Annotated in this window: 15 protein-coding genes; 5 read left to right on the plus strand and 10 right to left on the minus strand. The window is 36.4% G+C overall.

The features are described from left to right. Window positions 1–9: 9 nt before the first annotated feature. On the minus strand, window positions 10–993 hold the full coding sequence (locus tag ACNARN_RS02380; RefSeq protein ID WP_232797457.1) for an endonuclease: 984 nt from the start codon (window positions 991–993) through the stop codon (window positions 10–12). Window positions 994–1,225: 232 nt separating this feature from the next. Between ACNARN_RS02380 and ACNARN_RS02385 the strand changes: the two genes are divergently transcribed. Next, entirely contained in the window at window positions 1,226–1,429 is a 204-nt protein-coding gene (locus ACNARN_RS02385) for a hypothetical protein (protein ID WP_416304094.1), read from the plus strand. Window positions 1,430–1,433: 4 nt separating this feature from the next. On the opposite strand, the gene ACNARN_RS02390 is transcribed toward ACNARN_RS02385, so the two are convergent. The 6 genes from ACNARN_RS02390 to ACNARN_RS02415 all read right to left on the minus strand — a co-directional run bounded on the left by ACNARN_RS02390 (window position 1,434) and on the right by ACNARN_RS02415 (window position 5,472). Beyond that, a complete protein-coding gene (locus ACNARN_RS02390; protein ID WP_198619947.1) occupies window positions 1,434–1,907 on the minus strand; it encodes a threonine/serine exporter in 474 nt (157 codons plus the stop codon). After that, entirely contained in the window at window positions 1,898–2,701 is an 804-nt protein-coding gene (locus ACNARN_RS02395; protein ID WP_198619946.1) for a threonine/serine ThrE exporter family protein, read from the minus strand. The genes ACNARN_RS02390 and ACNARN_RS02395 overlap by 10 nt, the downstream gene beginning before the upstream one ends. Before the next feature lie 354 nt (window positions 2,702–3,055). Further along, entirely contained in the window at window positions 3,056–3,493 is a 438-nt protein-coding gene (locus ACNARN_RS02400) for a universal stress protein (protein WP_088495397.1), read from the minus strand. A 66-nt stretch (window positions 3,494–3,559) separates the two neighbouring features. Further along, window positions 3,560–3,898 (minus strand): hypothetical protein, encoded by a 339-nt coding sequence (locus ACNARN_RS02405; protein ID WP_072064066.1) that lies wholly within the window; start codon window positions 3,896–3,898, stop codon window positions 3,560–3,562. Window positions 3,899–4,016: 118 nt separating this feature from the next. Further along, on the minus strand, window positions 4,017–4,445 hold the full coding sequence (locus tag ACNARN_RS02410) for a universal stress protein (RefSeq protein ID WP_036912874.1): 429 nt from the start codon (window positions 4,443–4,445) through the stop codon (window positions 4,017–4,019). A gap of 142 nt (window positions 4,446–4,587) precedes the next feature. Beyond that, window positions 4,588–5,472: an NAD(P)H-hydrate dehydratase gene (locus ACNARN_RS02415; RefSeq protein WP_196532572.1), complete on the minus strand. Its 885-nt coding sequence runs from the start codon at window positions 5,470–5,472 to the stop codon at window positions 4,588–4,590. Window positions 5,473–5,743: 271 nt separating this feature from the next. On the opposite strand from ACNARN_RS02415, the gene ACNARN_RS02420 reads away from it, so the two are divergent. The 4 genes from ACNARN_RS02420 (at window position 5,744) to ACNARN_RS02435 (ending at window position 8,979) form a co-directional block, all read left to right on the plus strand. Next, on the plus strand, window positions 5,744–5,965 hold the full coding sequence (locus tag ACNARN_RS02420) for a DUF2594 family protein (RefSeq protein WP_006536484.1): 222 nt from the start codon (window positions 5,744–5,746) through the stop codon (window positions 5,963–5,965). Window positions 5,966–6,707: 742 nt separating this feature from the next. Next, window positions 6,708–7,070, plus strand: coding sequence for a hypothetical protein (locus ACNARN_RS02425; protein WP_198619945.1), 363 nt, complete (start codon window positions 6,708–6,710; stop codon window positions 7,068–7,070). Between the two features lie 401 nt (window positions 7,071–7,471). Then, entirely contained in the window at window positions 7,472–8,449 is a 978-nt protein-coding gene (gene hemB, locus ACNARN_RS02430; RefSeq protein WP_072064069.1) for a porphobilinogen synthase, read from the plus strand. A 65-nt stretch (window positions 8,450–8,514) separates the two neighbouring features. Then, entirely contained in the window at window positions 8,515–8,979 is a 465-nt protein-coding gene (locus ACNARN_RS02435) for an HIT family protein (RefSeq protein ID WP_198619943.1), read from the plus strand. Window positions 8,980–9,079: 100 nt separating this feature from the next. Here the strand turns inward: ACNARN_RS02435 and ACNARN_RS02440 are convergent, their stop codons facing one another. The 3 genes from ACNARN_RS02440 to ACNARN_RS02450 all read right to left on the minus strand — a co-directional run bounded on the left by ACNARN_RS02440 (window position 9,080) and on the right by ACNARN_RS02450 (window position 13,350). Beyond that, window positions 9,080–10,357, minus strand: a complete 1,278-nt coding sequence (locus ACNARN_RS02440) for a cytosine deaminase (RefSeq protein WP_198619942.1) — start codon at window positions 10,355–10,357, stop codon at window positions 9,080–9,082. Next, on the minus strand, window positions 10,347–11,597 hold the full coding sequence (gene codB / locus ACNARN_RS02445; protein WP_198619941.1) for a cytosine permease: 1,251 nt from the start codon (window positions 11,595–11,597) through the stop codon (window positions 10,347–10,349). Before codB ends, ACNARN_RS02440 begins: the two co-directional genes overlap by 11 nt. 292 nt (window positions 11,598–11,889) lie before the next feature. Then, window positions 11,890–13,350 (minus strand): TrkH family potassium uptake protein, encoded by a 1,461-nt coding sequence (locus tag ACNARN_RS02450; protein ID WP_198619940.1) that lies wholly within the window; start codon window positions 13,348–13,350, stop codon window positions 11,890–11,892. Window positions 13,351–13,364: the final 14 nt, after the last annotated feature.

The raw sequence follows: 13,364 nt of genomic DNA on the forward strand, positions 1-13,364 counted from the left end.
TAATTACGATTAAGGCTGTTTACAGTTATTAGCTAAACGGTAACCTGCCTTAATGGCCTCACTCTCTGTTTTAAATAAAACCGCATTTTTATCTGACATTGTTTTATAACCTGAGCAATGTGCAAAATGGTAGATCTTGCTATTTACATTACCCTTAATGTCTCCCGATTGTGGTGTACTGGCTTGTTTCGGTGTTTCCACTTTGGCTCTAGTCACTGGCGTACTATTTGTTGCAGATAATCCTGCACCACTATTTTTATGCCCTAATTGCCATTTCATTTCACCCGTTACAAAAGGATTATGATATCCAACAATACGAGCAATACGGCTATCACGCTCTTTTTCCCATGCGGTTGGTGGATAAGCATTATCCCAAGCCATTAATAACTGTTGTTGCTGACGTGACATTGAGAGGTTATAACGGTCGTGTAAATAGAAATAAACTCTTGCCACTTGGCCTTTGACTTCATTACGAGGTTCAAAAGTGCGAGAAGCAAAGTCAACACGACTACGGCATTGCCCATATTGATAAGGTGCTTGAGCGGGTAATTGTCCAAAACTAAAATTGCTACGATCACCGTTAACTTCACCAATAGATGGCGCTAAGTTATGTAAATCGGCTTCGATTTTGCCAAAAACAGGATCGTTTTTCACACAGTTAGTTCGACCTCCATTTTGCCAACATTGACGTTGATGCCCAAAAACCCATGCTGGAACAATATGTTCCCACTCAATACGAGCCGCTCTTGTTTGCTGTGTTCTCACTTGATAACCACAACTGGCTAAATCAACGCGACCTCCCGATTTCCCTACCCATTCCCAATCACAACCACAATAAATCGTTCCTTGCGATTTTTGATTTTGATCATAATAAATACGTTCTTTTGCTATCTCTTTCGCTTTGGTGAAATTTTCAGGGGCTTGTGCTTGAACATTTAGCGCAATAACAAATAAACCCAACACAACCGCGGTATAGTGTAATATTTTTCTCAAAGTGGTATCTGCCTTACTCTTTATTTTATTAAACCCAATAAGAATTATCTTTAATAACCAACTGATAATCTTATTTTTATTTTGCCTAATATTACCTTTTTTTGATTTATTTTGGGCAATCTTTCTTGCTATTTTTTGTATAAAAAATAAAACAATAAGCGTGAATGGTGATAGAAAAAGCCGTTATTCTCGACATTAACGCAAAAGGGATTTGCTATGGTTTACTCCATCAATGATTTGGAGAAATTTAAAAATGAATGAGAATATGCTGAATTTGATGGACGAATTAGTCGAGATAACAAAAAAGCATGCGAATAACGAAGATGTTAAAGCGCATGCCAGTTTAGAATCTGAGAATAAATTACGAATTCAAATTATTATTTCCGACAAAAATGAACTAGATATTACATTAAATTCGCTACAACACGCCGTATAAGCTTTTATACACTCGGACGCTTGCGATACAACCATAATCCCGGCAAGGATAGCCCGATAGAGAGCGCACCGACAATAAATGAAGCTTTAAGGAAATTAGTAACTAAAGCTTCAAAAATTTCCGCGCTATAACCAATTTGCGTTAACTTCACCACTGAGATCATCGCTATATATGCATTTATTCCAGGGAACATAGGAATAACCGCTGCAACAGTAAAGACTTTAGGGTGTGCAAGCCACCAGCGTGACCATTGAATACCTATGCACCCCACTAAAATAGCAGCACAAAAACTTGACCACTCAATGTTCATACCACTCATCACTAAAATAGTACGAGAGCCGTGGCCTATTGCACCTAATAATGCGCAATATTTTAATGCCCTTGAAGGTACATTAAATACCATTGCAAAACCGACCGCAGGAATAGCAGCTAAAATCATATCTTCAATCAGGGTAAGAATTATCGTTATTATGCCCAATCTCTTAACCCCCATACTGCCATGGCTAAAATAACGCCTAGACAGGTTGCCAATGTTAACATTGTTGCCATTGCCCAACGCGCTAAGCCAGTATTAACATGCCCTTTAAACATATCAGCGACGGCATTAATTAAAGGAAATCCGGGAACCAACAATAAGACGCTGGCAGCCATTGAAATAGTCGCTGTAGTTTGAAAATAAGAGAGCTTTAATAATAGACCTGAAACTGAAGTTGCCACAAATGCCGTAATACAGAAATTAATTAATGGATTCATTTGGCGATGTGTTAATGCTTGGCGTACAAACATACCAAAACCACCACCAATGGCAGAAACTAAAAAGCCATCCCAATTACCACCATTCAATTTAGAGAAACAACCACAAGATAAGGCAACCATAAAAATAATCGCCCAACGAGGATAACGTAATGGTTTTATATGCTCAAAGCGTTTTCTGGCTTCATGAATATCTGCAAGATGATGTTCAACCAAAATAACAATATGCTGAACTTCTGTCACAACATGCATATTAATGCCACGGTCGACTATCTTTCGTGTTGATGTTTGGCAATGCCCGTTAACAATCGTGGTTAATACAACTGCATTAGCAGAAATTGCGCTTTCGACTTGATGTACACCTAAAGCTAAACCTAGACGGGTTGAAAGCTGTTCAACCAGCATACTTTCTGCGCCATGTTGCAATAGCAACAACGCAGTTTGAATACATAACTTGGTAATTTCACGCTGTTTATCTTGTGAAATGGCTGTGCACTCTGCCATTATCTCATTATCCATACTATGCCTTAGTTTTAATCCAAAACGAGCCATTGCTAATATAAAGTTTATCAGCATAGCTCGTTTCTCGCTCTATTATCTTTCAATACTATTATGAACAAATAAAATATTTTAGGCAGTAAGTAGATCAATTTTATCGATGGATAGCCATAAATATTGGCATAGGAAAGTACAATACAATGATAAATACCCATTCTTGTTTTTAAATCGCATCATCAAATAGCTATCACTATTTTAATAAGCAATCACACGCACAAATCAATTTAAAATGGCAATGCTTAAATGCAAAAATAAAAAACCCCTAAATAAAAAATCTAGGGGTTTTAGGCTATTTTTTAACTTTTATAAAAAATTTTAGCGAACAACTAAAACAGATTGTTTAGCATAAGCGACAATACCTGATGCATTGGAGCCTAATAGGTGTGTCGAAATACTTGGGCGGCGTGAGCCAATCACGATTAAATCAGCATTAATTTTTTCAGCCAGCTCTAAAACTTTATCTCTTGCAGAACCAAATACAGCTGAAAATTCAACTTGTTCATTTGGCAAATCAATACCATTAGCTAATTCTTGCAGTTGTTCTTGTACACGCTCAAGTGCTTTATTTGCAAAAGAACTGAGCATGTCATAATGGTAACTATAACTAATAGAGAAACGTGAAATATCAGGAATAGCATGGAAAAGATGCAGTTTTGCGCCTTCTAATTTAGCAATATAAACAGCGTGTTGTAAGGCTTTAGTCGTTAACTCATCTTCTGAAATATCAACAGGTACTAGAATTGTCTTGTACATAGCAACTCCTCATTATCAGATTATTGTCTGTTTATTATTGTAGCGTTAAACCCACAGCTTGCTTATTTAATCTTCCTCAAGATGCCATTTATGCAATTGTCGATGAATAAAAGGTGTCACTACAAGCCCAATCGATAAAATAAAAACACACTGAAGAAATAAACCATAGATTGCAATAAAAAAGCGCCCTGTTGGGGTTGCAGGTGCTGGCTCTACTGGCTGACCACTTAACATAGAGATTGCATTTAATGAAGATTCCATAAAGGTATGCCCTTCAATTAAATAAAACCCTAATACACCAGGTAATAATCCTAAGAAAAAGAAAATAGAGCCTATTACATAATAGCGTAAGATGCGTAGAATAAAATGATCGAGCCTTAAAAGTTCTTCGGTAAATTTTTCCATTCTTATCCACTTTCTAGACTGTTTATTCAATAAACTGCTTATTGAATAAATAAGATAAGCTACGCAAAAAAACTAAAATATATGCTATGAGGGATGCTCATAGCATATTAGTAATATATTAACGAACAACTAACACTGAAATTTCAGCATAGCGAACAACACCCGCTGCCGTTGAACCTAATAAATGAGTACTAATATTAGGTCTACGTGAACCAATCACAATTAAGTCTGCTTGAATATCTTTTGCTGTGACCAAAATTTCATCACGAGGTGAGCCAAAAGTAACCGTATAAGCGACCTTTTCAGCAGGCAAATCCACCGAATCTACCAACATTTGCATATCATTCTCTGCTTTCACTGTCGCTTTATCTTTAATTTCTGGATAACCCAATGAATAAGCATTAATGATTGCTGAAGAGATAGGAAGAACATGAATTAAATGTAAATTAGCTCCTGTTTCTTTGGCTAAATACACAGCATGTCGTACCGCTTTACTGGTTAACTCTTCTTCCACAATATCAATAGGCACTAAAATCGTTTTATACATAATAACTCCTCTTAACTCTCCATTTGCCTTAATCCTATCGCAATAACCCAAAGATTACTGTGAGTGAATTAACTAAAAACAACCTAATCTTAATATAAACCTACTTTAATTATTAATACGTTAAGCTAAAAAATAAAAGCGATTATTCAAAATAGTTTGCATTATGTTGCTGTGATAATGTCCATATTTGATTGCGAATATTCCGGATAGTATCAATCAATTCTGATGCAGTTAATCCGATTGGTCCAATACCTTTTTTAACTAAAATATCCGCCGACATTCCATGTATCCAAACAGCACTTCTCACCGCATCCGCCATTGTCATTCCTTGTGCTAAAAAACTTCCCATAACGCCTGTTAGCACATCACCACTCCCCGCGGTTGATAATCCACTATTACCAGTTGTATTAATTGTGATTTCCCCTTTCGGAGAAGTCACTACGGTATGTTGACCTTTGATAATTGCCCAGCAATGATAAATCTTCGCAATTTCTTTCGCCGCTTCTTCTCTATTATTTTGAATATCATTTAGCGTGCAATTAAGCAAAATAGACGCTTCTTTAGGGTGTGGTGTTAATACACAGTGCTGATTAAGTGAGAGTTCTGATTTAAGATTAGCCATTAACACTAATGCATCCGCATCAAAAACATAAGGTCTATTTTCATTACGCTGTGCTAAAGCTATTGATAAGATTTCTTCAGAATTTGCAGATAATCCTAATCCACACCCAATCGCCCAAGCAGAAATATCCTGCTGATTTATCAACGCTTGGGCTGTTTTAAGCATAAGCTCTGGTGCACTATCAATAAAAGGGATAGGAAGTTGCGATTGAGCAAAACCAAGAAATACCTTTCCACACCCTGCTTTCAATGCACTTTTGCCTGCTAACACAATAGCACCGCTCATTCCTTCTGAGCTGCCTACAATACCTAATGTGCCGAATGTTCCTTTATGTGTATTTCCTGATTTGCGCTGATAAAGTGCGGGATAATGAGTGATAGCCTGTAATAATTGTTCTTCATTCATATTATTTTCCCTTTTTCTGCATTTTTCTTATTGCTCGCAATGGTTGCTCTACCACATTTTGTTTGTATTAACGTTAAAAGCATAACGTTCAAAGTATAGCCTGATTTCGACTAATAAATGGGATCACTGGCTATTTTGTCTTTTTATCATGCTAACAAATTCAATATGATAAAATGCTTTCATTATCGCTATTCATACCTTGCTGAGACTTTGCTATTCTAATGACCTAGCCTGATATGATTTATAAATTAAAGACAAAGGAACGTAGATAATGAACGAGAAGTTTAAAACACAAGCAGATGTAGAAACATTGGCAGAAGAAGTGGCTTGCTTAAAAACACTAGTCACCTATATGTTAAAAGCATTAGGTCAAGCAGATGCTGGGCGTGTTATTTTAAACATTGAACGTGCTATTGCAGAAGTTGATGATGAAAAACAAGCAGAAACATTCCGTAATACGATTAGCCAAATTAAGACAGCCTATCGTCAATAATACATTTATTTTCGAATTGAGTACTCGCACATATTTTTATTCTATTTTCTAATCTTTTTGTGCTGCACAAATAAACAAATTTTGATTTCAAATTTCCTATATACTCAATCTCGAAATAAACCATTCTTTATTCATTTAGCTACCCCTCTATCTTTATAGAGGGGATTTTTTTCTTTTACCCGCCTCAATATTTCTATTCAAATTCTTTTCATATCATCCAAATGATAATGAGTTTGTTTTCTTTTGGTGTATTTAACCAATAGTCACTATCAAAACTTATTTTTGTTTAAAATTTTTAATGTTATTTGGATTAAATAATAGAATTAGAAATCTTGCCATCATTGCCAACACGAACATAAATTAACTTATTAAATACAATGTATTAAAATTATCTCAATGATAACTGATAATCACTTAACTTTTTTATTCTGTTTTTTATATTTAAAGCGCACATTTTGTTATTTTTAACACAAATAAAAATTAATCGTATAAAATGTAAATAAAGATAAATCCTAATATTATTGTATTTTGAGTTATTTTATATATTGTAAATTGTAAGTTTTTATTATGTCAAAATTTGCTAGCTTATTGTCCCTAAACACAATTATAGCGAAAGCAACTAAAACCAATAGGATTAAAAATATTAACTATTTATATTTTTACACTTTTTCTGATTTATCGTCACTCCTGTTTATATGTTACACTCAATAAATATGTACTAAAAAATAAACATGAGGCTAAAATGAAACCACTTCTCTTATCTCTGCTATTATTACCTGCTGTTGCTTTTGCAAACCCAACAAAAATGGCTGATGATTACTGCGATACTTTTAAAGATATCTCAATTAAAGCTTATGATACAAAAGAGCCAGCAGAGAAAATTGCTAAAGATGCAATGGCCTCTCTGAGTGCAAAGAAATTTGATTTTGCAAAACTGGAAGCAACTGAAGCACAATTCACTGAAGGTGCTATTGAGGTTGTTAATTCTTTACGTGAAGCCAAATCTGAAATTGGTTCTCGCGCAGAGTTCCAAGATGGTTTAACTCAAATTGTTGCGGCTTGTAAAGTTCAAATGGTTGCAGCATTAGAAGAGCCAAAAAAATAATCTTCTCATTAAAGAATGGGTAAAAATCAATATAAAGAGTAGAAATTATCCTGCTCTTTTTTATTTTCCCCTCACCTATCACTTATTCCTCTCCTCTTTTCTCTTTTCTCTTTTCTCTTTTCTCTTTTCTCTTTTCTCTTTTCTCTTTTCTCTTTTCTCTTTTCTCTTTTCTCTTTTCTCTTTTCTCTATAATTAACGTTCTATACTCTAAATAATTCAAGATGTAGCTAGGCGACAAGTGAATGAGTCGCTAGGAGCATACATAAGTAGTGACTACGCAGCCAACAACGCTACAGCTTGAAGTATGACGAGTATGAATTATAGAGTATCTATGTATCAATATTAAGGTTTATAATACCTCGGTAAATACTTGTTAGTACTGGCCATAAAAAGGAGATATTGTGAGCAACGAACAATCCATCCAGCGTTTAAGAAGACTACGCCAGTCAGAAAACCTGCGCGCGCTCTTTCAAGAAACAACTCTGACTAAAAATGATCTCGCTCTGCCTATCTTTGTAGAAGAAGGGCTTGATGATTACCAACCGATTAAAAGCATGCCAGGTGTCGTTCGTATTCCTGAAAAACGCCTTGCTTATGAAATTGAACGCATTGCAAAAGCAGGCATTAAAACTGTTATGACTTTTGGCGTATCACATCACCTTGATGAAACAGGAAGTGATGCTTGGAAAAGTGACGGTTTAGTTTCTCGCATGTCTCGTATTTGTAAAGATGCCGTACCAGAAATGATTGTCATGTCTGATACCTGTTTTTGTGAATACACATCACATGGTCACTGTGGTGTTTTACATGGTGAACATGTTGATAATGATGAAACTATCTATAATTTAGGGCTTCAAGCTGTTGCTGCCGCACAAGCGGGTGCTGATTTTATCGCGCCATCAGCGGCAATGGACGGCCAAGTTGCTGCTATTCGTGCCGCACTTGATAAAGCAGGATTTAGCGACACAGGTATTGTTTCTTACTCGACTAAATTTGCTTCTGCCTTATATGGTCCTTTCCGCGATGCAGCAGGCTCTCGCTTAATTGGTGATCGTAAAACTTATCAAATGAATCCAATGAACCGCCGTGAAGCGATCCGTGAATCATTAATTGATGAGCAAGAAGGCGCTGATATGCTGATGGTAAAACCAGCGGGTGCTTATTTAGATATTATTCGCGATGTGCGTGAACGTACTTTATTACCTTTAGCGGCTTATCAAATCAGCGGTGAATATGCGCAAATTAAATTTGCGGCATTAGCGGGTGCAATCGATGAAGATCGTGTGGTAATGGAGACTTTAGGCTCAATTAAACGTGCAGGTGCAGATTTAATTCTATCTTACTTCGCACTTGATTTAGCAGAAAGAAATCTACTTTAATCACCTTATACGCTAAATAATTCAATAAGTTGAAGTATGTAGAATATAGATATGAGGCTACGACTATGGATAACTGTATTTTCTGCCAAATCGTTGCGGGTAAAGCGCCTTGCCATAAAATTTGGGAGGATGATCATCATCTTGCTTTCCTCTCTATTTTTCCCAATACCAAAGGTTTTACCGTTGTTATTCCCAAAAAGCACTACCCGAGTTATGCGTTTGATTTAAACGATGAAGCTTTAGCATTATTGGTTATCGCGACAAAAAAAGTAGCAAAAATCTTAGATAAAACATTCCCCGATGTTTCACGCTCAGGAATGTTTTTTGAAGGGTTTGGGGTTGATCATGTTCATAGTAAACTTAGCCCGATGCACGGCACAGGTGATATGACAAAATGGGCGCCTATTGAAAATAAACAAAAGATTTTCTTTGAGAAATACCCCGGATATCTTTCATCGCATGATTTTGAACGTGCGAGTGATGAAGAACTTGCACAATTAGCAGCGTTGATCAGAAAAAATAGCCGATAATAAAAAGAAAACAGGTATTAAATCTTTATAAAAAAATAACGGATAAGTGATTAATCGACTTATCCGTTTTATCTGTTATTCGAAAATCCAACTTGTTAGATTATTTATAATTAATCGCTGTTGGCTTATCTAACATAATTTCTGTTTTCGCTGGCTCTGTTTGTGCAATCACTTTACCGTGGCGAATTGAATAACGTACAGGTACTTGACGGCGTAAGGCATCAAATCCATTATCTGCGGGCAAAATAATAAAGTTTGCACTATTTCCTATTTCAACACCGTAATCCGTTAAGACCAATGTTTTCGCACTATTATGACTAATTAACTGTAACCCATTATCAATTTGACCATAGCCCATTAATTGGCAAACATGCAGTCCCATATGTAAGACTTGAAGCATATTTGCTGTGCCTAATGGATACCAAGGATCAAAAACATCATCATGACCAAAACAAACATTAATATTACTTTCTAGCATCTCTTTTACACGAGTAATACCGCGACGCTTTGGATAAGTATCAAAACGACCTTGCAAGTGAATATTAACTAAAGGATTCGCCACAAAGTTAATACCAGACATTCTTAATAAACGGAATAAACGCGAAGTATAAGCCCCATTATAAGAATGCATTGCGGTTGTATGACTTGCTGTTACTCTTGAGCCCATATTTTCTTTATGTGCTAAAGCGGCAACAGTTTCAACAAAGCGAGATTGTTCATCATCAATTTCATCACAATGAACATCAATTAAGCGATCATATTTTTGTGCTAATGCAAAGGTTTTATGCAGTGATTCAACACCATATTCACGCGTAAATTCAAAGTGAGGAATAGCACCGACAACATCAGCGCCTAATTTTAATGCTTCTTCTAATAAAGCTTCACCATTAGGGTAAGACAAAATACCTTCTTGTGGAAAAGCAACAATTTGCAAATCAATCCAAGGTTTAATTTCTTCTTTCACTTCCAGCATGGCTTTTAATGCTGTCAGCGATGGATCCGAAACATCAACATGGGTTCTAACATGTTGAATACCATTAGCAATTTGCCATTGAAGCGTTTGCCATGCACGTTGTTTAACATCATCATGAGTTAACAGCGCTTTTCTTTCAGCCCAACGCTCGATACCCTCAAATAATGTTCCCGATTGATTCCAATTCGGTTGCCCTGCTGTTTGTGTTGTATCTAAATGAATATGAGGCTCAACAAAAGGAGCATGAACTAAACCACCTTGCGCATCTAATGCTTCAGGATGAAAGTTATTCTCAGGTTGTGGCTCTATCGCTTCAATTTTATTGTTTTTAAGCGTAATGCGCCACAAACCCTCTTTTCCAACGAGACGAGCATGATTAATTTGTTCGATATTCTTACCCAGCATGACTTATCTCCGCTTGTCGAGCTGTACGACGATTTAATATTGGATTTAACACAGCGTAACTAATTGCACCACCTAATACTGCGTTAACAGGTACGATACCTGGTAACCAGTGCCCCGCGGCAATACCAATTGCAACAGCCAGTAATGCGACCCAGTTAACTGATTGCATTTTATCTGCATTGAAGGTGCTATAACGATCTTTATTCATCAGATAATCTGCAATGATAACACCACCTACTGGTGGAATTGCGGCAGATAAAAAGGTTAACCAGCCAACAAAGTTATTATAGAGCCATAATGCACACAGTGTACCGACAATGCCATTTATCACTGAAAGCTTTTTGCTTGATAAGCCTGTAATATTGGCAAATCCTAATCCAGAGGCATATAACGCATTATCATTGGTTGTCCAAATATTTAAGCCTAATACGACAATCGCTGGAAGTAATAATCCTTGCGCAATCATCACATCAGAAATATCTGCCATTCCCAATGAAGCGGCACCTGCTGCACCAAAGACAAACATCAATGTATTGCCTAAAAAGAACGCAACAATTGCGACAACTACTGCAACTTTAGGGTTTCGTCCAAAACGGACAAAGTCAGCTGTAAGCGTTCCCGCACTAATAAACGATCCGACAACCATCGCCAGCGCTAAATTGAAATCTAATGGCTGAGTTGGTTTAACACCCATTAACGTTGAAAGCCCGCCCATATCATGTATGGCAAGATAAACAGAGTAACTGCCAAGGATGGCGATTGCTGGAACAGCAATGATAGAGAGAACGGTGAGAGCGGAAATACCGAAGAATACAGTGATGGTCATTAAAATGCCGGAAACGGCGATGAGGAGATTAATATCAATACCAGTGGCTTTTCCTACCGGGATGGCAAACATTGCCACACCCACACCAAACCAACCAACTTGAGTACCACCGAGTAAAAATGAGGGAAGCCAAGAACCTTTAATACCGAAAGAGTAACGCGCGAGGAGATGAGTAGTAAGACCTGTTTTTGAACCAATAAAACCAAGAAATGCGGTGTAGATACCAAGAAGAAGATTACCAATTAGAACTGCGAGGAAGAAATCATTGAAGGAAAGACCAGTACCAAGAGCGCCGCCAGTCCACATACTGGCTGAAAAAAACGTTAATCCCAACATCACAAAGGTTAACGCCAATCCACCCTTTCTTGCGGATATGGGCACAGGGCCCTGACTATAATTGTTGTCCTGAGACACTTTAACCTCCTATTCATTTCACCTAGCCAAAAAAATCTGACGAATTCTATCTATATAAAAATATTATGCAAACGTTTTCGTTGTCTGTTTATTATAATTAATGGAACGCTTCATTTAAGGAGAGTTGATGTTTATCACAAAAATAGGAGAAAAATCGTTATTGTATTTGAAGTTATCTAATTTTATAGAATGGATTTTTAAGAAAGAATTTCTTTAGAGAAATTAATGATAATATTCTTTATCTTTTAAACCATGTTCATTTTTAAATCATAACGTTTATTTTAGTCATATTTTAATTACGCCAAAAGGAAGCAGATAATAAAACAAGTAGCGTATAAATTTCTAATCGACCAAGTAACATAGCAAGACACATTAAATATTTTGCACTGTCGGTAATTTCACCAAAACCAGCAACTGTTTCACCAAATCCCAATCCCATATTATTTAAACATGCTGCCACCGTAGCAAAAGCTGTAATTAAATCGTAGCCCATCATGCTTAAACACCAAATAAAAAAACAAGCGCAGAGTGTATAAAGAAAAAAGAAACTCCAAACGGAATTAAGGAGTCGAGAAGTTATAATACTGTCGCCGACACGAACGGAACTCACTGATTTTGGATGAATTAATTGATGAATTTCTTGGCGACTCTGTTTATAGAGAATTAAAAATCGAATAGCTTTAATTCCACCACACGTCGAACCAACACAACCACCAAAAAAACTAGAAAATAGTAAGAGAACAATAATATGTTGTGGCCATTGAGCATAATCTGCTGTTGCAAGCCCGTTGTCAGTGATCATCGAACTGGTTAGAAAAAAAGAATGAATAAAAGCATCTGGGAATGAATACATATTACTGCGCCATGTTTCAAATGTGATCAAACCGATAACTAGCAATGCCACTGTAATAAAAAAACGAAACTCTGGATTGGTTAATAATGGTCGTAAACTAAATTTAGCTAAGGATGCAAAATAGAGGGTAAAATTGACTGCTGAAAGGAGTGAAAATAGCCCTGCAACAAATTCAATTTTTGCGCTATTAAAATAGCCAATGCTTTCGCTATATGTTGAAAATCCGCCTAAAGACACAGTCGATAAACCATGACAAAGCGCATCAAAAAAAGACATTCCCGCTATTTTAAACGCGATAATACATAAACTACCTAGCAGAATATAAGTAAACCATAAATTACGAGCTGTACTTGCTAAGCGAGGCGTTAACTTTTCTTCTTTAAATGGCCCAGGCATTTCAGATTGATATAATTTCATGCCCCCAATGCCTAATAAGGGAAGAACGGCAACAGCCAGTACAATAACACCTAATCCTCCAACAAAATTTAACTGTGCGCGATAGTAAAGAATAGATTTAGGTAAATCAGTCACATTGTGAAAAACAGAAGCGCCTGTGGTTGTTATCCCTGACACCCCTTCAAAAAGCGCATCAACAAAGCGCATATTAAGTTGCTCATTCAGCCATAAAGGTAATGTGCTAATTAAAGAAAATAACAACCAAAACAAGGCAATAATAATAAATCCATCTCGTGTTTTCAGCTGAATATCTTTTATTTTTGTTTTCAGCCAAATAAATAAACCTCCACAAAAAAAGATAAAAAAACACAATGCAAAAGAAAATAGACTTTGCTCTTTTTCATATAGCGCAACCAACATAGGCGGTATCATTGTTAAGCTATAAAGAACAATGAGAAAGCTACAAAGATGCACAATGATTTTAAAATGATTAGATACACGCATAAATGATGATGCCC

It is taken from the genome of Proteus sp. TSJ240517 (genome assembly GCF_047921575.1).
Lineage (GTDB): Bacteria > Pseudomonadota > Gammaproteobacteria > Enterobacterales > Enterobacteriaceae > Proteus.